The 26095-nt window shown below is 48.9% G+C and carries 22 protein-coding genes; 9 read left to right on the forward strand and 13 right to left on the reverse strand.

Annotated elements, in window-relative coordinates:
• The 7 genes from GF401_02500 to GF401_02530 form a co-directional block, all read right to left on the reverse strand.
• Nucleotides 1–270, reverse strand: a 270-nt coding sequence (locus tag GF401_02500) for a hypothetical protein (GenBank protein MBD3343916.1), incomplete at its 3' end; no start/stop codon positions are given.
• A 42-nt stretch (nt 271–312) separates the two neighbouring features.
• Nucleotides 313–723 carry a GxxExxY protein gene (locus GF401_02505; protein MBD3343917.1) on the reverse strand — a complete coding sequence of 137 codons (411 nt, stop codon included), beginning with the start codon at nt 721–723 and terminating at the stop codon, nt 313–315.
• Between the two features lie 245 nt (nt 724–968).
• Nucleotides 969–1424, reverse strand: a complete 456-nt coding sequence (locus GF401_02510; protein MBD3343918.1) for a DUF1795 domain-containing protein — start codon at nt 1422–1424, stop codon at nt 969–971.
• Between the two features lie 4 nt (nt 1425–1428).
• On the reverse strand, nt 1429–2685 hold the full coding sequence (locus GF401_02515) for a hypothetical protein (GenBank protein ID MBD3343919.1): 1257 nt from the start codon (nt 2683–2685) through the stop codon (nt 1429–1431).
• Between the two features lies 1 nt (nt 2686).
• Entirely contained in the window at nt 2687–6193 is a 3507-nt protein-coding gene (locus GF401_02520) for a hypothetical protein (GenBank protein MBD3343920.1), read from the reverse strand.
• Nucleotides 6194–6356: 163 nt separating this feature from the next.
• Nucleotides 6357–7430 (reverse strand): hypothetical protein, encoded by a 1074-nt coding sequence (locus GF401_02525; GenBank protein MBD3343921.1) that lies wholly within the window; start codon nt 7428–7430, stop codon nt 6357–6359.
• 525 nt (nt 7431–7955) lie between these two features.
• Nucleotides 7956–8882, reverse strand: coding sequence for a radical SAM protein (locus GF401_02530; protein ID MBD3343922.1), 927 nt, complete (start codon nt 8880–8882; stop codon nt 7956–7958).
• 339 nt (nt 8883–9221) lie between these two features.
• Between GF401_02530 and GF401_02535 the strand changes: the two genes are divergently transcribed.
• From GF401_02535 to GF401_02560, 6 genes are all read left to right on the forward strand, one after another.
• Complete coding sequence (locus tag GF401_02535) at nt 9222–10124, forward strand: deoxyribonuclease IV (GenBank protein ID MBD3343923.1); 903 nt, start codon at nt 9222–9224, stop codon at nt 10122–10124.
• 288 nt (nt 10125–10412) lie between these two features.
• The gene (locus tag GF401_02540; protein ID MBD3343924.1) at nt 10413–10832 is read left to right on the forward strand and encodes a hypothetical protein; all 420 of its coding nucleotides are present in this window, start codon (nt 10413–10415) and stop codon (nt 10830–10832) included.
• 17 nt (nt 10833–10849) lie between these two features.
• Entirely contained in the window at nt 10850–11242 is a 393-nt protein-coding gene (locus GF401_02545) for an NUDIX domain-containing protein (GenBank protein MBD3343925.1), read from the forward strand.
• A 124-nt stretch (nt 11243–11366) separates the two neighbouring features.
• The gene (locus GF401_02550; protein ID MBD3343926.1) at nt 11367–12014 is read left to right on the forward strand and encodes a sigma-70 family RNA polymerase sigma factor; all 648 of its coding nucleotides are present in this window, start codon (nt 11367–11369) and stop codon (nt 12012–12014) included.
• Nucleotides 11998–13008: a hypothetical protein gene (locus GF401_02555; protein MBD3343927.1), complete on the forward strand. Its 1011-nt coding sequence runs from the start codon at nt 11998–12000 to the stop codon at nt 13006–13008. The genes GF401_02550 and GF401_02555 overlap by 17 nt, the downstream gene beginning before the upstream one ends.
• A gap of 77 nt (nt 13009–13085) precedes the next feature.
• Nucleotides 13086–13529 carry a hypothetical protein gene (locus tag GF401_02560; GenBank protein ID MBD3343928.1) on the forward strand — a complete coding sequence of 148 codons (444 nt, stop codon included), beginning with the start codon at nt 13086–13088 and terminating at the stop codon, nt 13527–13529.
• Between the two features lie 42 nt (nt 13530–13571).
• On the opposite strand, the gene GF401_02565 is transcribed toward GF401_02560, so the two are convergent.
• Nucleotides 13572–14393 carry a hypothetical protein gene (locus GF401_02565; protein MBD3343929.1) on the reverse strand — a complete coding sequence of 274 codons (822 nt, stop codon included), beginning with the start codon at nt 14391–14393 and terminating at the stop codon, nt 13572–13574.
• Nucleotides 14394–14924: 531 nt separating this feature from the next.
• Between GF401_02565 and GF401_02570 the strand changes: the two genes are divergently transcribed.
• Genes GF401_02570 through GF401_02580 form a run of 3 tightly spaced genes read left to right on the forward strand, consistent with a single transcriptional unit; the run spans nt 14925 to nt 20898 of the window.
• Nucleotides 14925–16799, forward strand: a complete 1875-nt coding sequence (locus GF401_02570) for a protein kinase (protein MBD3343930.1) — start codon at nt 14925–14927, stop codon at nt 16797–16799.
• A 4-nt stretch (nt 16800–16803) separates the two neighbouring features.
• Nucleotides 16804–17721 carry a hypothetical protein gene (locus GF401_02575; GenBank protein MBD3343931.1) on the forward strand — a complete coding sequence of 306 codons (918 nt, stop codon included), beginning with the start codon at nt 16804–16806 and terminating at the stop codon, nt 17719–17721.
• A 21-nt stretch (nt 17722–17742) separates the two neighbouring features.
• Nucleotides 17743–20898: a hypothetical protein gene (locus tag GF401_02580; protein MBD3343932.1), complete on the forward strand. Its 3156-nt coding sequence runs from the start codon at nt 17743–17745 to the stop codon at nt 20896–20898.
• Nucleotides 20899–20919: 21 nt separating this feature from the next.
• Here the strand turns inward: GF401_02580 and GF401_02585 are convergent, their stop codons facing one another.
• The 5 genes from GF401_02585 to GF401_02605 form a co-directional block, all read right to left on the reverse strand.
• The gene (locus GF401_02585; GenBank protein ID MBD3343933.1) at nt 20920–22422 is read right to left on the reverse strand and encodes a hypothetical protein; all 1503 of its coding nucleotides are present in this window, start codon (nt 22420–22422) and stop codon (nt 20920–20922) included.
• 223 nt (nt 22423–22645) lie between these two features.
• On the reverse strand, nt 22646–23302 hold the full coding sequence (gene tag, locus GF401_02590; GenBank protein MBD3343934.1) for a DNA-3-methyladenine glycosylase I: 657 nt from the start codon (nt 23300–23302) through the stop codon (nt 22646–22648).
• Complete coding sequence (gene ispD, locus GF401_02595) at nt 23217–23903, reverse strand: 2-C-methyl-D-erythritol 4-phosphate cytidylyltransferase (protein MBD3343935.1); 687 nt, start codon at nt 23901–23903, stop codon at nt 23217–23219. Before ispD ends, tag begins: the two co-directional genes overlap by 86 nt.
• A 187-nt stretch (nt 23904–24090) precedes the next feature.
• Nucleotides 24091–25005, reverse strand: a complete 915-nt coding sequence (locus GF401_02600) for an aldo/keto reductase (GenBank protein ID MBD3343936.1) — start codon at nt 25003–25005, stop codon at nt 24091–24093.
• Between the two features lie 27 nt (nt 25006–25032).
• Nucleotides 25033–26095, reverse strand: a 1063-nt coding sequence (locus GF401_02605; GenBank protein ID MBD3343937.1) for an argininosuccinate synthase, incomplete at its 5' end; no start/stop codon positions are given.

Genomic DNA, 26095 nt, shown 5'->3' on the forward strand with positions numbered 1-26095 from the left:
ATCGCCTTCCTCGACTTTTTCGGAGATTTCGATCTCTCCCATAAAGCGGTTGCCGTAGATCTTTTCTTTCAGTTTCCCGCACTTTCTGCCGTTTTCGGTATTCCCCTTAATCTCGATCGTCGCGCCTTCACCCACAAACGATGTCCGTACCTCGACCATCGCGGTACTCCCCCCAACCGCAAGCTTCGACAACCAGCGGGCATAGATTATAGACGACTCGAGCTTGATCTTTTCCGGCGAATCTGTTGATACAGTATGTGTTTTGCTCATATTTTTTATAGGTTTAGTTAATAGAACGCTGATGATGCTGATTTAGCTGATTTCCGCAAATTGTTTATTTGAGTTTGAAAAGACTACTCTCCGAAATTCAGGCTTTTTGCCAAAATTTATCAGGAGTCCGACTTCGGATTCTGTAGCTCTGAGAGAATTTATGAGCTGATATTTATCATCTTCTTTCAGAGTTTCTGCTGTTTTCAGCTCGATAATGACGCTATTATCTGCATGAATGTCGGCATAATAATCTCCAACAATCTCTTTCTCATAGTAAACCTTCAGGTTTTGCTGCTGCGTTGCCTGGATTGATTGCTTACGCAACTCAACCATCAGCGCATTTTCATATACTTTCTCGAGAAATCCATATCCAAGCGTATTATAAACTGTATAGAAAGCTTTTATAAGTTTTTGAGTCAGCTCTTTTTGCTTAAAGTCCGGCACAATGTTCATACTATTCTCTCCATTTATAGAGCACTTTCAAACTTGTTCTCTTATTTTTCTCCTCAATATTATTTTTCGGATCAACGAAGATCGGCTATCATCAACCCAACCTACCTTGTTCTAATCTTCCCTCATCCCCCGATTTTCAGATCAGCGCAAATCAGCTCTACCAGTGTTATCAGCGTTCTATTCTTCTCCATAGCTCTATCATTTTCAGATCAGCGCAGATCAGCCCTATCAGCGTCATCCGCGTTCTATTCTTCCTCTTGCAACCCCGGACGAAAACTGCTTATTATTTCGTCCACTTCGTGCACGATCGTTTTCATGGTTTTTTTGGAGAATGTACCCGTAAAGCAATACCCTTTTTCTTCCATGATCACAAACACCTGTTTCTGATACAGCACCAGCTCATCCGAGGGCGCGTATTTGTAGACCAGCTCGTAGCCGTCAAGGCCTGATGGCAGGCGGATTTCCCGCTTCTGGACCATTTCGAATCCGGGCAGATACTGTTTCGAGTTGCCGATCTGCTGGTGCGCGTAGTCTTTGAGCCCGATTTTCTTTGACGGCTCGTTGTCGATCGTGATAATGATATTATGCTGCACCCCGCTGTCATGGGGGCCTTCGAATGTGTACACCGTTGTCTCTTTCCATCCAGGGGAAGGGAGAGGGCGAACTGGTTGTTTGTCTGTGCCATAGTTATCCCTGCTGATTCAGTTATTCATAACAATAGATACCCGCTGCAGTCCCGAAATATATCAGGCCGTTGGAATCGACCACTGCCGGGGTTGTGATATTTTCTCCGGGCGCAAGAAAGGCCGTAAACATTTCTTTTCCCCTGCTGTCGAGCCTGCGCAATGCGTTTGCCGCTGCGACAAACACGGTTGTATCGCCGAGAACGGTTATATACTGGAAATAGTCCGAGGGAAACACGGGGGCATTCCACAGAAGCTCTCCCTTATCCACTGCCCAGAGCTTGTTGCCGATACAGTAATACACCCTGTTGTCGGGGCCGATTGCCGGCGGCTGGCGAAAGGGACGTTCTGAGTCGGGGGGGAGGTCCAGTTCCCAGAGCGGCTTCTTCTCCTTTTCTTCAACGGGAGTAAAACAACAGAGTTTCCGTTTACGCTTGCTGTCAAAAAGAGAAACGACGATATTGTCATCGTTGTCCAGGCCAGCCTGAAGGAATTCTACTCCCTCGATCGTTATCCCGGCTGTTTCTTTTCCACTCTCAATTTCGATTTTTCGTATCGTACCGGCATTGTCGAGGAGAATGACATGCTTATTATCCGAGCACACCAGGCCTTTGAGCAACCTGCCGTCATATTCATGACGGTACGAGTAATCATCATAAGCTTCCGGGCCCATCAGGATAATGCTTGTCTCGTTTGATTCTGCAGGCCGGTCGGGGTCGGCTTCTTCACCTAAAGAAAAAACCTGAATAAAGAACCGGTTTTTACCCTGGGGTACCAGAAGTTCGCAGGATCCCCGGGGACTTCCGTTGGCAAAAAAGAAATCTGCGAGAACCGTTTTCTGCTGCTCATCGATACTTGCCAGGCCGGCATAGCTGGTAAGATAAAAAAGCTGCTTGTCGAAATACAGGGGGTTCATCGAGGGATATATTTCCTGCTGCCACTGTATGGCGCCGTTTGAACCCATGTACTGGATTCGTTCTGAATAGCAGGCGGCAATGCCGTTGTCGCATACCAGGATTACAGACGGCTGGTTGCGATGCATCGTATCGGTGGTTGGAGTAAACCAACGCTGTTCACCTTTTGCACTGCTGGTTTGCGCCTGAAAGCCGTTGCGCTTGAAATTGGAAAACATCATGGGATAGGGTGACATAGGTAACCTCGTTTTTTGTGATGCCTGCTGTTCGGGTGGAAGGCAGAGAAGTGTGAACACAAGGAAAATAATCGGATGTGCTTTTTTGAGCACGCCTTTTTTGATATTTCTTCTGTACTTCTCCACCATATCATACCTGTTCGATATTAAAAGCGCCATTGCCTATGGTAGGCAGGCTGAACCAGTTTTTTACAAAATTAAAATCGGTTGTCGCAAAGCTCGTGTCTGCAGCGGATTTGTTAAAGAAAAAATTGAGCAACTCCCGCGCACTGATCCTGTCGCCAAGAGTGAGAGTAGTTCCCGATTGACTGATTGCATCATCGCTTCTCCGTCTCACCCGGAGGTGATAATTGTAGCTGTTTTGTGACGGGACCGTGCTGCCGGTGGGCAGGTAAAAACCCGGGATAATCCGGATTATAGTGGGATCGAGATCGCCACCTCCGCCGCTGAGCAGATATTTCCCCCGAAGCGAATTTGCATTGAACAGGCTGTTCAATGCGTTATTCCAGTCCTTTTTATTTCTGTCGCTCCATGTGCTGAACAGCCCGGTATTGACATAAGTGATTGACAGGAGCAGCCGCAGACACAAAATGGCTTTATAATCCACGTTGGTACCCGATGACCGTCTCCCTCGACGGGTTTCATCGGTCCTTTTGAACAGATAAACGTTCATTGTTTTATCCGGGGCGACATCGATCGTGCCCGACAGGGCAAAATGCCAGGGATCGACTTTTTCAGACAAAGAACGGTAAAAGCGCATGGATGCACGGGGATAATTGATTTCGAACTGCACACCGTTGGTAAAGGCATGAAGCGGCTGACCGCTCCGTCCAAGATTGTTGAGCCAGTGAACAAAACGCCAGATTTGCCGCATACGAACAGGACCGTTTTTGGTCATCATGGTTTTGGCATCATGCCTTATCTCATACGCCTCACTCCCCTGGACCCGGGATCCGAAATTGTTGTTGTCGTTTGCAATAAAATCACCGGTGGCAGTAAAGCCGAACTGTCCCAGTGTGGGGAGATACCCGAAAGTTTTCGGTTCGGTAATATCCTGGCAATAATCATCGACCTGCCCTGTTGCGTGGCCGATCTCATGGGCCATGACAAGACATCCATACTGCCCGGGATCGCCGAATTCGGTAAAAGGGAACCCGGAAAAGCGCGTGGGGTCGTTTTTCCTGGTTTTTATGCGCAGCGACATGACACTGAACGATGCCGCAGAGGAGCGCCACGAGCGCATCCAGCTTCCCTTTTTTTCTTCCACGACAAACGTGATCGTTTTAGGAACCCCGCCCCGTGAATTCCGGCGTGCGGTCTGGAAATGGCCGGAAGTCAATATGTCATTGAAATTGGATCTGAAATTGACCGGTGATGGCGGCGTATAGGAAAACTCTTCAAAGGCCTCGAACATGAATAACGGCCTGACCGAATGATTGCTCGAACCGCTGTGATCGTCACACCGGTAATCCTTTTTATTCCAGTGCTCCATGGAATTTTCCATGCCGATGCTTTTGCATTCGTTGACTTCGGTGTCGGTTGCAGGACGATTGTCGCCGGTTCCGCCGACTGTCGGTTGCGTGTCTTTGGCCACAAAGGTCGACCAGTAGATAATCAGATAGGAGTACCATCTCGAATCGTCAAATCCTCCCCCGTGAAGATAGTGTACATCGAAATGTCCTATTGTGGAACAGTGAGCGGGGGGATTGTTGGAGTCATGCTGAAACGCTTCCATATGGTGAACATCGGAATCGTTGAGTACCGCGGCACGAGCGCCGAGTACATGGCCGTTTACCACATTGTAATGCGCATTCGCAACAGTCCGCTTGAAGGTGACATCATAAAACTGCCCGCAAAAAACAATGGCCCGGGCGCCGCCGGGAGGATCTTTTATGTAGTTGCGGTATGCACCCGCGGCATTGGTTTGAAATCTGATAATCGATCCATCATGACGCTGTTGCGCTGTGCCCGATGGATTAGTCGAATAGATTTTCAGTTTCGTATCTTCGGGATCTGCAAATAAAATCCTGACCCGGGACCGGTTGCTCAAGGGATGCGGCTGTCCATTAAGGTGTGTCGAAGTGACCTCACTGTTGCGGTCCATAACCGCCTGGTTTCCGCTGGTGTCCAGAAGAACGATATCATCGAGCATGAATCTGATCGGCTGTGACGGCGTTGTTGCGGTAGTCATGTGATGCTCGAAATCGTTGACATTGTTGCCCACGGCGCAGCGCCAGTTGCGACTGTCCCAGAGGGCCGGAAGGTCGTAATACTTGAGCTTGTCAAGCATGCTCATGCCGTCAAAACAGACATGGCCGCTCCGTTCGTTTTCACCGAGCGCGTCATAGCGGTCCCGGGGAAGTTCGCGGACAATCACCGGCAGTGTCGATTCATCCGCGTTAGCCGTGTAAATCCACGCACCGCTGGTCTCGAACCTGAAATGGAGTGTCGACCGGTTTGCCTGCGCTTCTTCGTTGGAGGGGAACTGGGCGACAACCGCATAGAGGCCGTCATCGAAAGTCTGTCGTGTCGGCACTTCGGTCCCATCCCGTTTGTATGCTCTTATCCGTAAACCATCGGGAACATCGGTGAGCTGCTTTTTTATTCTGTCGAAATACCGGAACTTGAAATGATACGCAACAGCGAAAACATCGTTGGGGTCCAGATAAGACCAGGCAAACCGGTCAATGTCCCTCAGCGGGCACTCATCAGCGGTATGGGCACGGGAGGTGATCTGCGGGCAATTGATCTCTGCAGGCACCTCATCCTCATCAAGAAACAGGATTTCCACCCGGCGGTTTCTCTGGGAGCGATAGTTGTTTCGCTGAGCATCATCAACAGGAAAAGATTCGCCGCAGGCAAGATACTGCTTGTCGGGATACGCATACCGGACTCTTCCCCGGGGAGTGCTCATTGCATTGACTGCAACCCCGAGTGTTTCGGCAAGCACCTGTTCGTATTGATCGTACACAAGCGCCCAGGCATCGGCTGGCCATTTTTTCTGAATGTTTGCACGAACCGTCGAAATCAGGGACTCGGCATTTGCAGGATCGGCCCGGGTAAAGAAATTGCGGCTTGCCCGTTCGGTTTTATCTCCCCAGATATCATCGATTTTATCCGGATCGCAATCCCACCCTTTTGTAAGGGCAAGGTATTTCAGGATTTGCTGATAATCTTCAACTTTATGCCGCGATGCGCTGTTGTCTGCCCATTCCTGACGGTTGCCGGTGAGGAGGTGAAGGACGCTCAGGGCCCGCTGTTCCGAGAGTCCGAAATTCATCTGTGCACCGCCGGATGTATCCGTGTGGCCAAGCAGCAGGAGGCGTTTCCGGGGATCGAGTTCGAATTGACAAAAGACAAGGGCCAGTGCACGAAGGCCGGTTGCCTGTTCCTGCATCTGCTGTGTCTGCTGGTCCGATGGGTCCTGGTGATCGTCTTCGCTGCCGTCGGAGGAGCTGCTTCCGCCGGGGGCCTCGGGCATCATGACCGCACTGTCAAGGTGAAACAGCACATCTTCCATTTCCAGCACCAGCAATCGGGTACGCTGCAGAATCAGTTCGTTCTCATTGCCGGTTGAAACAGTCGCTTCGCCGCTTCCACCCGCGGGGATCGTACTTTGCGTTGAATTGCCCGCCACAGGCTGTCCTTTGATACACAGGTGAACAGATATGCTCGCGATGAGCTTTTATACTACCGGACCGTGAGAACAGGCGACAACCGGGCATGCGAATCCCCTCCCTTATGGTCGGGTACGGCAACCGGTTTATTTGTCGTATTTTCTCACAATCTTATAATACCCTTCAGGATGACACTATCACTTTTGCCTGTCCCGGGCTGACATTGCCGGAAATATTTGCATTGCCCGAAGAGTCAAGTGTCCCTTCCCTGACTTCACCGCTGGGAAGATGGACTTTATACTTTTTATTTTTAACAGGCTTACCTTCATCGTTGACAACTTTTACTTTTATCGTATCTTTATACAAAAGCATCGATGACATCTCCGAAAGCTCGGCCGCGGTCACGCGGAAAAAGAAAAAGGGTTGTGAGTATCGTTTCTTTTCGCCGCAGAGTTTCAGATATTTTTCATCGACCACAAGTTTCCAGGAGACTTCGGCTTTATTGCCGTTGATTTCCGACTCGATCGATTCGAGCAGGTGATCGGTATAATTTGCATCTTTGATATAGATATCGAAGCGGACCTTTTCGCCTTTTTCAAACCCGACTGTTTCAACCATGAGTTTGACGGCGTCGCCGACGTCGGCTTCTTCTTTTGACCACTGTGCGGCGGTAATAGTGCGCAGGGTTATTTCATAGCTGCCTTCTGGGATGCCGGTTCGTTTGATTTTCCCACCCAGCACCCCGCCGCTGGTTGTGCCGTCGGGCCATTTCATCGTATACGCCAACCCGCCGACCGGAAGTCCGGCTTTGTCGACAAAGGAGACATCGAGGGTGTGATTTTCGGGTTCCGATACCTGGGTATTGCCAGCAATGGACGCCGACATGAGCGCTCCTTTGGCCGCGTTTCCCATGCCCGATCCCGCGCCGGCGCCGCCTCCTCCTCCGCCGCCGGCCATGGTCTCGCCAATAAGAACGGTCATGCAGCCCATGATAATCGAATCGGGAGGGCCGGTGCAGACAGCCATGTCACCCATGCGTGCGGCAGGCATGCCGCCGATCAGGACCCCGGTGCTACCTTTCATGATCGGGCCGCCCACATGAGGCACCGGAGCAGGTGCGGGAGTGACCATGGGACACACATGCATATCGCCCATGCGCGCGGCGGGCATGCCGCCGATCAGGACCGTCGGAAGTCCCGCCATAACCGCACCGCCATGTACTGTCGAATCGCCAATCCGGGCCGCAGGTTGTCCCATTAAAACTCCTCGGGAAGAGTGAGGTGTTGGAGTGATGGAGTGGTGGAGCGATACACGGAGTGTATCGAAATGTTATAGGAATGGCCATTAACCGGCACAAATTTGCTGTTCTCCTGCTCTTTACCCATTACTCCAATACTCCAATACTCCAATACTCCAATACTTATCAAATATACGATTCGGGAAAGGGGGACGTCTGTGATTTTTATCACATTTGTTGAAGATTTCCGGCTGGAATTTCAGGATGAAGAGCAGCGGATACTGACGCAATTAATTCGGTTTATGCTCCCTTCTTCGTCTTATCCGGTGCATAAACAAAAAGAGCGCAGGGATTTGCATAAATAGGGGTGATTTACGTGATATAACCCCTTTTCCGCTTTCCTAATGATACCCACTTGCCCGGCCCGCCAGTGAAGGGGGGGCCGAAAATCCCGGCAACGCCGGGAGTTGAGGCCGGGGGAAAGCGTTCCCCACCACTATATCCGTAATACTAATCAGCACAGCTAGTCGTGTATGAATAAGTATTTATATTGTAGATCCCACCCTTTCATAATGAGCATTTCGTTCGTCTTCGGGGAGTGCCAGAAATTCATCAATTTCGGCAAGCATACGCTCTTTATCTCCGGGAAGTGTGCCCTGAACGGTAACATAATTGTTGGCATGGTCACATAACAGTTCACTGGTGATACCGTGTAACTGTTCAAGTATCCGTCGAAGCTCAAGGACGGTGCCTTCGGGCGTTTGAGGGATGAATGTCCCCTTTTTGACCTCATGGCACAAAGGATTTTCGAGCAGCATAGCCCCCCGGCCGCCTTCAAACACCCAGAGCCTTCGCATACGGATAAAATTGGGATTGATTGCGTTGAGCACCCCGGCGGTTTCATCGCAATGCTCTTCCCAGCGGTATTTGCCGGCAATACCCAGAAGTACATACAGCGACAGCTCGATTTGGGCATTTTTGATCATTTGTCCGGCCTGAATGACGATTTTCGGGGTCTGTCCCTTGAACTGGAATTTAAGGGTGTGCAAGTCGCCCGACTCCAGCCCTATGTGGACGCGGTCCAAGCCTGACCGGGCAAGCTGTTTGATACCTTTTTCGCCGATTTCCCACATGGTCTGAGCACGGGCGTATGCTGTTACCCTTCCGAGATGAGGAAACTTGCTTTTGAGATATGCAAGGATATCGAGGCTCTCTTCCAGGGGACGGCACAGTGGATCGGCATCACCGAGGAAAGCCGTGGTTAGAGAGGGCATGTGATGGGCAAACCAGTCGATATCATCTTTGACATCCTCGACATCACGGATTGAAAACTCAGGCTCACCGAAGGCCGGGTACTGACCGCAGAATTTGCACCGGTTCCATTTACATCCCCGGGTAACACGAATGAGCATGCTGCGCCACTCCGAAGGCGGCCGGATTATGAGTCGTTCGGGACGATGTGACTTTGCCATATCGATAGTTCATTGCCGAAACGAGCAAGCCCCGGATCACGCTTGTACCTGACTGGATCAGGTGTCCGGGGCAGACTTTCAGCGTTCGACAGTCAGAGATTGAGTTTATTACGTAATGTAATGTATGTATCATTAGAACTCATCTCATAAATGGCTGCGGAATTCGTCCGGCTGCAAAGCCGACTGCCTTTGTCGCGCTGCATCGCCATATCGCTCCAGGATATGTCTGCTTCGCGCTTCGCGGTACTCGGCTTTTCGCTCGACCTCGGGCCATCACGTCCATTTATGAGATGAGTTCTAAAATAATTGCATAACACCCGAGCTATTATCAATTTTAATATGAACATTACACAGGAGTTGTCTATGATTCGAATCGGCGCGCATGTACCCATAGCAGGCGGTGTATTCAATGCGCCAAAAAGCGCGGCAGCACTAGGCGCCAAAGCTTTTGCACTGTTTGTTGCCAATCCCAGAATGTGGAAAGCACCTCCCCTCGATCCAAAGGCTGTTGACCTTTTCAAAGAGGCACTCGACGCCGAGGGATATTTGCCGGAACACATCGTCCCCCACGACAGCTATCTCATCAACCTTGGGAATAAAGACACAGCAAAACGGGAGAAATCCTATACCGCCTTTCTTACAGAGATGAAACGGTGCGAACAGCTCGGATTACAATGTTTGAATGCTCATCCGGGAAGTCATGTGGGGGAGGCCGGTGAAACCGGATGCCTGGCCCGTATTGCGGAGTGTCTCAACAGGGCACTGGATGCCACCAAAGGGGTGAGAATCCTTTTAGAAAACACCGCGGGCCAGGGAACGACCGTAGGGTATAAATTCGAGCATCTTGCGGAAATTATCAGCATGGTGGAAGATAAATCCCGGATCGGTATCTGCTTTGATACCTGCCACGGCCATGCCGCGGGATATGATATCAGAACAAAAGAGGCTTACGAAAACACCATGAAAGAACTGGACTCGACTGTCGGCCTCCACTCCCTGAAAGCACTTCACCTAAACGATGCGAAGAGCGATTTCGGCAGCAGAGTAGACCGTCACCACAGTATCGGGAAAGGAACCCTGGGTCTTGAGCCTTTCAGGTTTATTGTGAACGATCCCCGCCTGGATGAAATCCCCATGATTCTGGAGACAATCGATGATACCTTGTGGAAAGAGGAGATTGCACTCCTGTACAGCCTTATAAAAACAAAGCGAAAAGCAGAAAAGGGAGGAAAAACTCCCTGAGCAAGATCCTTGGTTGCACAAAGGTCTTACCCAGGGACTGTTCTTTATTGATTTGTGCAATCGAGATCGGACTTTTCGACCTCGATTTTAAATTCACCAACCGAGCATTCATCGGTATAGGCACGTATATATCTGAACCGGTTTTTAATCTGCAGTTTTTCCTTGTGTATCTCTGTTATATTTTATGGGATATCAATGTCTTATTAATTGCTGTTTTATTGTGCCGTACCAAAGAATTAGTTTATAGATTCTTTTATACCGTGATACCGGTCACAACCGGAGGGAATTATGAACAGAAAACTTGCTGCCGATCTACGGAGTAAAGGGATAGCGCATCTGTATGTTGGCGTCGCCAAATCCGACGGGGTCATCTCGCCGAATGAACGTGTCCGTGTTTCCTATTATGCAAAAAAGAGTCAGGAAATCATGGATGTTTTTAATATGAACAGCCGGGTAAAGAATCTTCTCAAGGGTGCGTTGTCGGAGATTCTTGGTGATGTCCGGCTTCGGGGCTGGTCGGCTCATGATCATCTTGACGAGGCCGTGCGGCTGCTTGTGAAGGCCAAAAAGGCGGGAGACTGGAGCACCGCCCTCAGTGGCGCCCGCAACGAGCAAGGACTCGAATCCCTTGCTCTTTTAGACGGCTATGTATTCAAAGAATCCCGGTTTCTTAAAGAAATCAAGGAGCGGCTGAAAGAACTGAAATAGTGAGAAAGGAGTTTCCAATGCCCAAAGCAACGGTTGGTGCAATTATCGTGCAGGATAATGATGGAGTCAACAAAGTCCTTCTCACCAAACGAAATGTTCCCCCCTTTAAAGGGCAGTGGTGTCTTCCCGGCGGTCATATCGAAGACTATGAGACCTCTACCAATGCCGTCATCCGTGAAGTCAAGGAAGAGACCGGCCTGGAATTTATCCCTTCCTTCTATGGCTATTTCGATGAAATCTATCCTGATATGGAGATCCACAATGTGGCGCTTATCTTTGAAGGTCCTGCCCGGGGGGATCTGAAACTACAGCCCGAGGAAGTCTCCGAGGCGAAATGGTATACCCTTGATGAAGCAAAGAAATTCGATCTCGCTTTCAGCCATAATGAAGTGCTGGAGAGATATGCGTGAGGGGCCGGAGTTCAACAGGAATCCATTTCATTTGATCCACACCTTTAAAAAATACGGGTAGATTTTTCTTCTTGATCTGTATAATAAATTAAGAGGCATTACACGCGGAATTTCAGGAGAAATAATGGATTATCATTCCCTCAGCGATACTGAGCTGATCGACGGGTGTATAACCCAGCCGACAAACAGGGAGATGCTGAATGTTTTTGTTGGGCGATTCAGCAAATCGGTATATCAGACAATTTCCTGGATTCTTCTGCGTCATGCACAGGTTGTTAAGGAGGATGTCGATGATGTGTTTCAGGAAATATTTGTAAATTTATTGAAAGATGGTTGCCGGGCGCTGAAAAAATACGATTATACAAAAGCCCGGTTCAGTACCTATCTGCTTACCATAACTAAAAACCGGACAATCAATTATATCAGGCAAAAGTGGAGAAGAAATGTGGTCTTGCATGAAGAATTCATGTGTGGGGGCGATTTTAGCGATGATCTTTTAGAATTTAAAGAAAGAAAAGAGATGCTCGACAAAGCCGTGAGTGATTTATCGCCGAAAGATCGGCTGTTTTTCAAGCTTTACTATAAAGATTCCCTTCCCCCTGATAAAATCGCCCTGGTGCTGGGAATAAGCAAAGACAGCGTTTATGCGAAAAAAGCAAAATTAATACATAAACTCAAAACTTCTCTTTCTAAGAATATATCAAAAAGTAATAAGGCGGATTTGAGCAAAAAATTGCCAAAAATCGAGGCTGATTATGGATTGTCTGACTGATAATCAAATTAATGCATTCCTGGAAGGGAACAGATCCGATCGGTGGGAAATCCATTTGAGTTCCTGTGACTGGTGTCGTGAACGCTTGTGTGCGCAGATGGCCGAAAACAATACCGACATTCCCAATTTAGGCGGGCTAATAGATAATACTGTTTCCGCAGCAATCGCTCATAACGAAAAATCGGGTAAACAGGAGTCGCATTTTCTCTTCTTTCGACGGTTCCGGGGCTATGCGTTTGCAGCAGGCCTTCTTCTGGCTGCTGGGATTACATTTTATCTTTCCCTGGAGTTTCGGGAGCACAAAGAAAAAACACCTGTTTCATCGAAATCCGATTTCGAAATATCGCCGGCACCCAGGGAACCGAAAAATATGCCCGGCACTGCTCAGACTCCCGAGAAAGAAAGGACTGTCTATCAGTTTGATGAAGTTGAGATATTTCCCAGCAAAAAAGTGGTTCGTGGTGAAATAAAGGCGCCGCACAATAAAAAAAGTGTTGTCCAGCTTTCCAGAAAAACAGGCACGTTGGTGGAAGAAAGATCCAAATTGGAAGTTGATGATAATTCCGATACGGTTTCTATTATCAGAATTTCTCAGGGGACAGCGCTTTTCAATGTCGAACCGAATAAATATGATAATTTCGTTGTCATTACGCCCTTTGCTCAGGTGAAGGTAACCGGCACAATTTTTTCGGTAACCGTTGAGAAAGAATTTGCAAAGGTTAATGTGCTTGAAGGAAGCGTGGATATAATTCATGAAACAAAAAAAGAGCTGTCACAATCGTTGCTTCAGGGGTCCAGTGCCCTTATAAATGCCGATTCCATAGTAATATCCATGATCGAAAGCAGTTTGACGCTCAAAGCTCGTGAGAACTTGTTAAAAGAATATCTGGATGCTCTGGACAGCAATATGAATCCGACACTTCATGGTGCGATAGGAAAGAAACCAGACAGGGGAAAACCGGAGCACAATGCCGGAATAGAAAATCAAAATTAGGAAAAAGGCCTTTACCATAACATTCCCGGGATCGATTCGGCAATTGTAAATGTAATTAAAAAGAAAGGAAGGCTCCTATGCGAGTAGCACTATTTATGGTACTAGCGGTACTCTCAGCAGAGATTTATTCTCTTGAAATGGAAAAGTATGCAGTTCCGAAAGAAAATGATATCGGCGTTTTTGCCCATGAAATTCGCAAACCCTTCGAGCGCTCTCTGTTTTCCATTGGCAAAGATGATCGTCTGCTAATTGTTGAGGAAGGGAGAAACCATTTAAAGGTAATCGATCCGGAAAAGAGGGTTGGATGGGTCGAAAAGGGTCTAGTAAGCACGATGAGCGGCAGAAAACAGTTTGAATTTGCCAATGAAACGATCATCGGGTATGATGCGCATGTTCACCCCTATATTATTATGGGCGTCGATCAGCAGCAAGGGGAAATGATACCTTTAGACCGGTCCTTTGGTGATGCACTGAGGGAGAACGCCGATAAGGAAACGATTGACAGGCTTTCTGTTCGGTAATTAATAATTATCTGTTCAAAATCTGATTGCGGCAGGGTAGCGTTATCCTGCCGCTTTTGCCTGTGAGAGTTCCTCGCTTTTGCCGTCATCAAAGCCGGGTCTGACAAAGCTGCGGGCATCGGGAAATTCCGTTTCGATAGACCGCCGCAGGCGATCGAGATGAAGAAGTATATCAAGGATATCATCACCCTGGCTGGGGAAGCACTTTCTCAGGGTACCCCATGCGGCGATTGAATGATCGATCCCCAACAGCGCCACCTTTGCGGAACCGTCGGAATCTTTTGGATAGTCGCTCAATTCATCTTCAAACTCCGGATCCCGGGACAGTGCCCGGACGATTTTGACATATATCTGGAATTGATACCAGCGCAGAACTTCCAGTGCATCACTGAGACTGATAATCTCGTCCCGTTTTTCATCACTGTCCGCTCCAAAAAGAGAGAGAAGATTGATCTGATTTTCTTTCATTTCCAATGAGGATTCGTTGCTTTTAAACCATTCGTCTACAACGGTTGCATACCGGCGGGCGTTTCGTGCCAGTGAATGATTGGTTGCTTCATCCATGTGGCGGTCGGTCTCTTCTTTCGCGGCGTCAAGTTGAAGGGAATCAAAATCGACGCCTTCCTCTTCAGCCCAATCCGAAATCATTTCTCTGGTAAGATCAAAAATCGATTCGAGGCGTTTCCAGAAGGCCTCATTGCGGATATCGCGGCTCTCGGGATTGTTGAATTCTTCTTCGGAAAGTGCATGATTGAGACACCGTGTAGTAAAAGGGCAACGTTCGCACCATCGGTCGCAATAATTATAAATTCCCTCGATATAGTGCGGGTTGGCGGCCATTGCTTTAAGCTTTTCTTTATCCATTTTTCAGCTTCCGTTATGGTTAACAAAAACGGTTCGCACGGTTACTACAGGGGTATAGGGACAGGGCTCGCGCCGGAGCCGGTTTTTGTGTTTATTATAATATAATTTCATTGCACAAAAAGCGCAGGTTTAGGCAATAAAGATGTTTTCTGCAGAGTTTGACTACTCCTGTACATTCCTGTATTCTCCCTGAATTCATGCATATAACGGAAAGTGATGCCCGAGGTTTAATTCGGCCTCTCGTTGAAATGACCTCTTTTAGCGCACGTCTGTAGGTCATATATACAGCTCTTCAACCCGGATGTCTTCCGGTATGCCCTCCACTGGAGCAGCAGGGAAATCATACCCACTCATACCGCTCAGAATTGCCTCTCTTATTAAGTTACACGGCGTTACTATTTTTGAGATCGAGCTGTGGGGTAGAAAAAAGGGGGGAAACCATCAACTTTTTAACGAAATCAGTGCAAAAATCCTATAACATTGTATATAATAGAGTAATAGGCTCCACAACAAAACCTTCAGTTACATTTTATGGATCACAATGACAGTAAAATACAAATCCGGAAAGACGTAATTCCTTCGGGGATGCGTCGTAGTGGGGGTATGCCCGACGGCGCGGAACAGATTCCCCTGGGCTCGGGAATAGTAACGTCCCTTCTTGGTAAAGGCGGGATGGCCAATGTTTATGAGATATGGAATTCGCAGCTCGAGGTGCATCATGCAGTCAAGCTGATCAATCCGAATTGCAGCAAGGATTCTCTGGAGCGTTTCCAGACCGAGATCAAGATAACTGCAAAGCTGCACCATCCGAATATCACCGAAATTTATGCTGTAGGTAAATGGGACGATCTGCCCTATATCGAGATGGAGAAGCTTGACGGGGTCAGTCTGGACGCTCTTATTTGTCAGCGTGGTGCGCTGCCGGTACCGGTCTGTACCGCAATAGGGATCATGGTCGGTCGTGCACTCAAATATGCACATAATCAGGAGTATGTGATCTACGGCAAAACCTATCACGGCATTGTTCATCGTGATCTCAAACCGGGAAATATCATGGTCTGCAAGGATGGGGTTGTCAAACTCATGGATTTCGGCATTGCCCGGCCAACCGAAGCTTCGTTTCATACCTTTGACGGTTCGGTAATCGGAACGCTTCAATATCTCTCTCCCGAGCAGCTTAACGGCGAAGAGCTGGATATACGGACTGATATTTATTCGCTGGGCACAACACTGTACGAGGCATTGACCGGCAAGCAGGCTTTTCCGGAAAAAAATGTGCATAAACTCGTGGTAGACAAAAGTGCAAACAAGTTTGTCCCTTTAAAGGAGTATGCCCTTTCGGTTCCCCCCCGTCTCGCAAAGCTGATTCATAAATCCATGCTCTACGAACGTTCAAAGCGTATCGCTGATGCCGGTGTATTTCTTGCAGAACTGGACAAGATTCACCGGAGTGTTACCTCTGCTTTTCCCGAAGAAGTTGTGCAACGATATCTGAATAGTCCGGAGGAGGGCAAAACGGTAATTCCGACCCGCAACATGCTTCCCATACGTATTACCGTGGCATGCCTCTGTATCATTCTTGCGGGGTTTTCTTTTTTCAAACTCGTACGGTACTATCTGAGTGAATGGAAAGAGCAGACTGCTGTTCTCGACCCAAAGCAACCACCGGTTATTCAGGAACCGGTCAAGTCCGCTCCACCGCCGGAGGTTATTGCTGAACAACCTGAGCAGAAGAACGTTACCGGTCGGAGAAAAGTACATCAGGCTGAAACTTCCCCCAAAAAGGTTTCTTCGAAGACAGAACCGGCGTCACGGAAAGCCGAACCGGAACGGGCTCCACCCAAAAAGACAATGAGTCCTATCGAAAAACTTCAAATCCGTTACGCTGATACCGAACTCATAGATATTATGGCCTTGGAGCTGAAAAACGGCAATTATTCGAGCGCTGTTACAATATACGATCATCTTTCGCCCGGTGTACAGGCCTCCCAACAGGCCCTTCTCTACATGCTTCGTGCCTTGAATAAAACGGGAGACAGGGTACGTCTTGCAGAATTTATCGATAAGACGGAACTTAATGATGCAGAATTTTATCTGGCCGCGGCCCGCCTTTCCTATGAGCGAAAAAATATCGTGAAAACCAAAACGCTGCTTGAAAAAAGCTTGAAATCACCCCGTCTTCTAATGGATTATAATAAATTAAAACAAGAAGTGAGCTACTACCGGGCCTTGTGCTCGACGTATCTGTTCGACAAAAACCCCTCCGAAGAAAACTGGAAAGCCGCAATAGGTGAATGGCATCAGGTCATGAGTCTTCTACGGAGCGAACCGCAGCATAAATATTATCAAAAGGCCGAATCGGAGAGGAAGCGTATCGGTGCAAAATTCAGGTCCCGTCAAGGGTAAGATGATGACAATACACAAAGGACGGCCTTTTATTGGCGGATTGTTGCTGTTCCTGTTTGTTTCCGGGGGCATGCTCAAGGTAAATATCGCCCGGGCAGAAAGAAATGGAACCTCCGGCGGCGGAACCGTGCAGTTCGATACGCTTATCGGTCCTCTGCCAAAGGTTGTAAAGGCCCAAGAGGGGCCCTACATTGTTGCAGGTGATATTGAAGTTCCTTCCGATAGAACGGTTACTATCGAGCCGGGGACAATTTTTTTGTTTCGTCCCTTTGCGGGGCTCCATGTGCAGGGAAGGCTTATTGCCGAGGGATCAAAAGCCCGTCCCATCGTGTTTACCTCCCATCTCGATCAGGAGTATAATCCATCGAGCACAGAATTTGCCAATCCTTACGATTGGAACGGGATATATATCCATACGGCGGGATATGGGACTCGCGTGGGTTATTGCAAAATCTATTATTCTGTTTACGGGATCGTTTCGGAGACAAAATTTATTCGTCTCGATCCGGTGATTTACAAATACAATGGAAAAAGTAATCTTGTTGTTGAAGGCGCCGAGCACAGGGTGAGCGATAAACCGTACAGTTACGTATTGTCGACCAAGGACGCGGTGAAAGACGGTGTTCCCGTCGATCTGCTCAAAGATCCTCTTGCACCGAAACGGAACTTTTTACGTTACGCCGGGCTAACGGCTTTTTTGGGTGGTTGTACTTTGGGTATATTTCAGACCTTTGAGGCCCAAAGCTCACAAGGGGACCTGGATGAAATAAGCCGGAAAGAATTTTCTGTTTTAAATAGCTATTCATCCGAGGAATGGACAGGTCGCCGAAACAGGCGCAATGAGGACGTCTTGCTTGCCAGCGCCGGATATGTGATCGGGCTTGTCGGTGCAACCGGTTTTGTCTGGTCTTTTTCCTTCTGAATTCTCAAAGAGGTACCCTATATGAAAACACCATTATCTGTCGCAGTAATTCTGATTGGACTGCTGGCTTTGTGCACCGATGATTACAATCCCTTTGAGGATGCAACCAATGCACGAATGAAGGTTATGGGAACGGTCTTTACCAACGACAGTGCAAAAATATTTTCCACCCGGCTCTGTACCCTCGCCGCCGCAGTCAGCGAACAGATCGATTCGGTTGTCGTGGAGGCCGACGACAACCGGTATTTCACCGACACTACGATCACGGAGATACGTTCTCAAGCCATCCAGCTCCTGTTCTCGTTTGTCGATACCGGTGCAAAGGAAATTATCATAGAAACCTATCGCAAGAACGATGATCATACTTCACTTACCATACCGGTCTATGTTTATTCACCTCTCAACCAGGAATCGATCGATACCGCTCTGGGGGCCGAGATGTCTCTGCACACAGAGCAAGTGGAGGACAGTGTCTGGTATCACTGGGTCTATGGAAACGAAATCCGTGCACAGCGTCATTCCCGGTACCCGACATTCAATGAAAACTTTTCCTTTACAGGGAAAAATATGCCCGGAAAACTTTGGGTATCCCTTGACTCTGCCGGTAATTCAAAAAGGTCGCCTTCAAAATCTTTTGCCGTCACCATTACCGACAATGCCGGGCCGCGTATCTTTGCGGCAAGCGGGACAATACAGGGAGACACGGTGTTTACCGGTGATAACCCGTTTGATTTTGAGGCGCTGGTGCGCGACCCGGGCGGTATACACCAGGTGCACATTGACGGTTCGGCGGCAAAGCAGTCTGCCGAGAACTATTATTATGCACGCTTTAATGATATGAGTCGGAGTCAGAACGAGCCGCAAACTGTAACGGTAGCGGCTACCGACCTGGATGGAAATTCCACGACCGAAACATTTTATGTTCGGTACGATCCGACGATTCAGAGTACACGGTCAACTCAGATTATGATCTCCGGCATTAAGGAAGATACCGCCACCGTCTCCTATCGAACATACCTTATTCAGGGAAATGTCCGAGAGTATATTTATCCGAATGTGGGCGTTTATGCATCTGTAAATGAGTCCGAACCCTCGGATACTCATTCGGTACCTATCGAAAATACCAGAGGCGATCTGGCCCTTTCGGTTGTTCTGGATGCAGGTTTCAACACGATTGCGATCGTTGCGCTTGATTCACTCGGCAACACGCTTACCCGGGAAACGGTTCAGGTGATCTATGATCCCACCGCCCCGGACACTGATGATCCAAAACTTACCGAAGTTACCGTAAATGGTATTCGGGTGGTTGAAAACCGGGTAAATTATATCGTTGACACAACGGCTTTACTGAGTTTTATTGCCTGGGATGAATCCGGTATCGAATCGGCAACCGTTAATAATAACGCACTTACGGCAGATAATGACGGATTTCACCGGCGTACTACTTTGGGGCCGGTTCCACATAGTGATTCGATGCTGGTTGCAATCGAGGTTACCGATAACGCTGGTATGAAAAGCGCTTTTTCTTTTTTTCTTCGTCAGAACCATAAGCCCCGGACAGCCTCCGGCAAGACCTGGCCTTCGAGACTCCTTGCGGGTTCTTCATTCGAAATGTCGCTCGATATATCGGATGAGGATGAAGTAACGGTTGAGCTTTTAGAGTCACCGCAAGGAATGAAAGTGGAAAAAGATGACGGCCCCAATAACTGGTCGTTGTCCTGGGATCCGGACAGTAGCGATACCGGCAGCTACACTGTTACCCTCACCTATACCGATCATTATCAGGATACCGCTATTAACTGGAATTTCGATGTAATCAGAGATACAACGGTACTGGTACAGTTTGCAACATCGTCGCTCGATTTCCCCGCACTTATCGAAGTGGGTGATGAGTTTTCACAAACACTCACCCTGCTTACCGGAACAGGAAAAGGACCTTTCGGCTATAAGGCGCAATTGACAACCACCGGAGAAACAGTACTCGATACGATTGTTGACGGTAGGGATCCGGTTGCGCTACGGTGGGCGCCCCGGAAGGCCGACATAGGAATTCGTCATCTAATGGTTACGGTAACCGACGCCTATGGCGACAGCGATGCGCTCTATCGTGATATCCAGGTGGCGCCTGCAAACGAGGATCCCTGTACGCTTGATGTTATGGTGCCCGACGGGATCGATACGACCGGTGAGGGGGCGCTCGATTTGAGGGACGTCGATACGGCGGTAACGCTGCGGATTGAAATATCCGACAGCGATCATCCGCTTACCGAGCATCATCAGGTCACAATCGAGACAAAGAGTCAGGTAATCGTTATCGACACGGTGTCGGATAAGACGGTCTTTTATACAATAAAGCCGTTTCGGAATGTAACAACCGATACCATCCGCGTTATTGCCCTCGATGCTACCGGGACACGGGATACCATGCTGATACCGGTGCTCTATCCTCTTGTACTGGAGCCGACTCAAATTGAAGGGCTTGCGATGTGGTATGACGCGGCATATAATGTCGAACTTGTAGGACCGCAAACCCAACGCGCCCATGTCTGGGGCGACCGGCACACCCGCTTTGTAAGGCTGGTTGCGGATCAGCAGGCGCCGCTTTATGTAGAAAACGTTGTCAATGAACTTCCGGCATTGCAATTTGACGGCGACAACAGGTTTATTAATTCCAATGTAGACTTTTTAGATGAATGGGTACACGAATCCTTTACGATTGCTATTGTTGCGAGGCCGGGTGTTGTCTCATCCACGGGGAACCATGCCCTTATCGGTCCGGGAACCTCACCGAAATTCGGTTTCGGTATTTCCCACGGGCATGCGGGCATATTCAAGGATTATGATAATGATCCCATTCCACCAGGAAATTATGCGTCCAATCTGCCGGTCGCTGAAAATGAATGGCATATTTTTGTGTTTCGTTCATCGGGTGCAGACTGGACCGGAATCGCCGTCGATGTATGGCTGAATGGAGAGAGGGGCGACCGGGAGCTTAGCGTAAGTGATGATATTCCCTCAGGATATTTTGTCGTAGGTTCTTCACTAAAACATTCGGCGGAATATGAATGGGAGGGTGATATTGCCGAAATCATTTATTTTGACAAAAAGATAACAGATGAAAATGCGGTTGCCCTGCAGCGTCATCTTGCCCGCAAATTCGGGTTGTCACTGCAATAATGCCGCGAAGAAAATGAAGTGCTATTCGGTTGGGCCGGTGTTTTCGGACAAGGTGCTTTTACTTTTCATTGCGGCAAGCCGGTATTGAGCGTTCTTTCTGACCAATCGGTCTTCTTTATTGTCGTGCCGTGCATGACGGATCACATATTTATAATGATATCGCGCATTGCCGGAATCACCAATCGCTTCAGAGGTCACTGCAAGTGCATAATGCACCGATGCATCACGTTTTTCATGGTAATACCGGTAGAGTTCCAGAAAGCGCTGGTGCGAGAGCCTGTATCGTCCGGATGCATAATGCTCTGCAGCCAGGTTGTAAAGAGTGTTGAAACTGAGTGCGTGCCCTGTCTTGATCCGTCGCATCAGATTGAGATTATAATACCCGGCACTATCGTAAAGCGAGAGCGCGTAAAATAGTCCGGCTTTGTTGAAATGATGGTTAATTATATCACCGGATTTCTTATAGTGGAACTCGAGTACCGGAAAATTGAGATAGATGAATTCGCCAGAGAAAAAACGGGGTGTGACGCTCTTCTTTTCCGAAGAGTAATAGTGGCTGCACAGAGAGGTGTTTTTGTTGAATTCTTCGCTTTTTTTTATACGATCGAACATTTGCCGTGCCTGTATCGTGTCACATGCCATTGTCGCCAGGGCCGCCAGCTCCAGGTCAAAGAGACGGCCGGTTTGAGCGTGGCGCTTGAGTGCAAATTCACCGGCCCGGCCAAAATCGCTTTTAACACATGCGATTTTATAGGCCGCGCTCAACAGTGAAGTGTCCGATGAGTCGGTGTTTACAGCCGCACAAATTATGCTGTAAGCGCTGTCTATTTTGCCTCTGGATAAATACCAGGCGGCGATTTCTCCCTGAAGGTTCTCTTTTTCAACTTCCGGCGCCGCGGGACAGGGATTCATGACCTTTTGAAGCAGTATTACCTGCGAGGTATCGAATGATTCGGTTTCCGAACTTCCCAGAAAATCATAAACAAGTTCGGTGATACCGGCGTCGCAGCCAAACCGGTTTATGTACTCCGCTACACAGCCTGCAAGGATGTCCGGCCGTTTGGCACGGGCGGCCATTCGGCATTTTTTTTCGTGGATTTCGTTACTGTCGGGAATGAGGGAAAGAGCCTTGTCGACGGCAATGAACGCTTTTTGGAGAAGGGAATCATCATAGTATCGCACATAGCGTTTGTTAATTAGTGTTCGGGCCGGTTCAATGTATGATGCATATTTCCGGGGTATGCCGCCTGTGGGATCGACCGTTACTTCGGTTACCACTTTTCGGGAAGGACGTTCGAGGGCTTCGGAAAAAAAACGCTCGCTTTTAAGCAGAAAAAGAACCGCTGTATCGGGGTGCTGTTGAAGATAATTGCCGATAAAATAATCGAACCGGTCATATTCTTTGCGATCCAGAAGCCCCTGGAGGGCCGGAACACTGAACGGACGCTTCTCCTGCTTCGACTGGGGCACACCAACCGTAACAAGCAAAATCAAAACTATAAGTGGATAATTTCGTATGCTCATGAATTAATTATAAGTTAGGAATGATAATATTTCAAATTCCCGAAGGAGAACAGGTCCCGGTATGTCGATACGTGATCGTTAGAGGAATAGTATTGCCGCCAAGGGCGATTACAGGAACAGCATGTGAGGGCTAATTTACCCCCACCGGCCCGGTTTATTCCGGCAGGGAAGGGAGACAAATCCCGAAGACCGGTAACGGGATTCCCCGGGCCTCGGAAATGGATTATGACGATCGGGATGACCACTTTTTGCATTTAAAGCAGCTTTCTATATGGTCATCGACCATACCGACCGCCTGCATGTGGGCATAACAGATTATCGAGCCGACAAAGGTAAAGCCTCTTTTTTTCAGATCCTTGCTCATGGCATCCGATTCCTTTGTGCGCGCCGGAATTTCTTCCCAGGATTTCCAGGGCTTTGGGGGCCTGCTTGTTGTGTAATTGGTGAATTGCCACATGTACCGGTCGAAGGTCCCGAATTCTTTGCGTACTTCGATAAATCGTTGAGCGTTGTTGATTGCGGATTTTATCTTGAGCCGGTTGCGGATAATGCCGGCGTCGTTCATCAGGCGGTCGAAATCTTTTGTATCGTACCGGGCGATTTTGTTCCAGTCCCAGTTATCGAATGCTGTGCGGAAGTTTTCGCGGCGTTTCAGGATTGTTATCCAGCTCAGTCCGGCCTGAAAGCCTTCGAGAATCAGCATTTCAAAGAGCTTTTTATCATCGTGAACAGGAATTCCCCACTCATTATCATGATAATCGATATAGACCGGATCATCGCCGGCCCAGGAGCATCTATTTATTTTGGGCGAGGAGTGCTTCGGCAAGAACAAGGTCCCTTCCGGTGGTGATTTTAAAGTTAAGCGGATCTCCCGGAGCATATCCCACCGGGACGCCGATATGCTCCATCAGCATGGCTTCATCGGTAGGGTAGGAGTCGAGATTTTTGGCCTGATTGAATGCCCGGAGCAAAGTCGGTTGATGAAAGAGCTGCGGTGTGCCGACCCGTATGAGTGATGAGCGGTCGACCGTTTCCAGACACCGGTCACCGTCAACTTTGCGGACCGTGTCGGTTTCGGGGGTGGCGGTGACGGCGCATCTGAAATCACTCCGTTTTTCAAGCAGGGAAGCAACAACCTCCTTTGTTACAAAGGGCCTGGCTGCATCGTGGATCAGTATCCAGTCGGAATCGGGGTTGCACGCCCTGACACCATTTTCGGCGGACTGCCACCGCTGCTCGCCGCCGGCAACGATCGTCACCTCTTTTGTCAGGCCCAGCGAACCCAAAGCTTCCAGTGTCACCCCGGTCATCTCGGGAGCCACCACCAGAAGAAGCTCTTCAATACCGGCAAACGAATCGAACGCCCGAAGCGAATGGGCAAAGAGCGGCATGCCGCCAAGCGGAACAAACGCTTTGGGCAAATCGTGACCCAACCGTTTCCCTTCACCGGCAGCGACAATAACAGCGCTGATTCTATTCATGCAATTCCTCTGTGAGTATTTTCGTGTCTATAAATAAAATATAAATACAGGCATGCAATAAAATGCACCCTACATCACTATTCAGATCGGCGATAATCAGCACGATCAGCGTTGCTTGTATTGAACTTGCGCGCCGCACTGAGTAACACACTGAGCTTATCGAAGTGCGTGTCGAAGTATCGGCGTTCTATTCGTTGATTGCTTGAGGATGATCGTCGGTCGCAAACGCAGCCGCCGCGGCATTGGAACGCACCTGCTCCGGGCTTTTACAGCCGGGAATGACAGTTGTTACCGCCGGATGTTTCAAACACCAGGCAAGTGCCCAGGAGGCCATATCGACTCCCTGTGGAACTTCTTCGTTTTTAATTTGCTGCACCAGGCGAAGTTTATCTTCGACCGCTTTTATATCGTGACCGCTTCGCACATCGTTGGATGCAAACGTATCACCCGGCTTGTACTTGCCCGACAGGTATCCGCTTGCCAGTGGAACCCGTGCCAGTACACCGAGATTGAATTTTTGCGCCCAGGGAAACGTTTTTTCTTCGGCGATCCGGTCGAGACGATTATAGAGAATCTGGAGCATTTCTGCACGGGCTTTGGGCGAAGACTGAGCCTGATACTCATTTGCCGGATTGATGGACATGCCGATATGCCGTACTTTGCCGGATTCGACAAATTTCCACAACCGTTCCCAGAGCGCTGGCTGCTCGAACTCTTCATTGAGCGCGGAATGAAACTGGTATATATCAATGTAATCGGTATGAAGCGCTTTCAGTGATTCATGAAGCTGCTGCTCGATTTCATCGGGGGACCAGTGACGGGTCCGGTTCATATGGGAATGGAATTTATGGCCGAATTTTGTGGCGATAATCCACTTTTCCCGGTTACCTTCGACTGCATGACCAACAAGCTCTTCGGACAGGTGGTCGCCATAGCACTCGGCGGTATCGATCAGGTTGATTCCATTATCGCCTGCAACTTTGATAATTGCATCAGCATCTTTCGTGGAGAACTGCTTTCCCCACTCTCCCCCGAACTGCCAGGCGCCCAGGCCGACAACGGAAACTTTCAATCCGGTTTTTCCCAGTGTGCGGTATTTCATGTCGGTACAAACTCCCATATTTCTAATTTATTTCCGGTCGACAATGCCCTGGACTTTCATGGGCAAACCGAAAATTTTGATAAATCCCTTTGCATCTTTCTGATCGTAGAAATCGGTATCGGTAAAGGACGCCAGGTCGGTCAGATACAGCGACTTGTCGGCCTTTGTGCCTGCCGGGACAATATTACCTTTATACAGTTTGAGCTTCACCGTGCCGCTTACATTCTGCTGGGTGATATCGATAAATGCATCCAGCGCTTTCCGGAGCGTGGTAAACCATTCGCCGTTATAAACCAGCTCGGCATATTTGCAGGCGACAAGCTCTTTGTAGTGGAGCGTGGCACGGTCGAGTACGAGCCGCTCCAGTTCCCGGTGCGCGGCATACAGGATCGTGCCGCCGGGGGTTTCGTACACTCCGCGTGATTTGATCCCTACCAGCCGGTTCTCCACCATGTCAACATGCCCGACCGCATGAATTCCACCCACCCGGTTGAGTTCGGTAAGCAGCTCGATCGGAGGAAGCTGTTTGCCGTTTACTTCAACAGGTGTTCCCTTTTCAAAACGGAGCTCGACATGCTCCAGCTTATCGGGCGCCTTTTCGATCGTGTTTGAAATAGTATACACATTATCGGGTGGCTCCACCGAAGGATCCTCCAGAACCCCGCCCTCATGACTGATATGCCAGATATTGCGGTCCTCGGAATAGATCTTCTTTTTAGATTGACTGATCGGTATATTGTGCTTTTCGGCATAATCGATACACTCTTCACGGGAATGAAGGCCCCATTTGGGATCTTTCCACGGCGCGATTATTTTCAGCGAGGGATCCAGGGCCATATAAGTCAGCTCGAACCGGACCTGATCGTTGCCCTTGCCGGTCGCGCCGTGCGCCACCATCGTAGCGCCTTCCTTGTGCGCGATTTCCACCTGGCGTTTGGCGATCAGCGGGCGGGCGAAACTTGTCCCTAAAAGATAGGAGCCTTCATAGACAGCCCCGGCCTTGAGCGTGGGGTAGATATAATCGGTAATAAATTCTTCCCGGAGATCTTCGATGTACAGCTTTTTCGCACCGGTCTTGATCGCCTTTTCG

The sequence above is a fragment of the Chitinivibrionales bacterium genome, from assembly GCA_014728215.1.
Classification (GTDB): domain Bacteria; phylum Fibrobacterota; class Chitinivibrionia; order Chitinivibrionales; family WJKA01; genus WJKA01.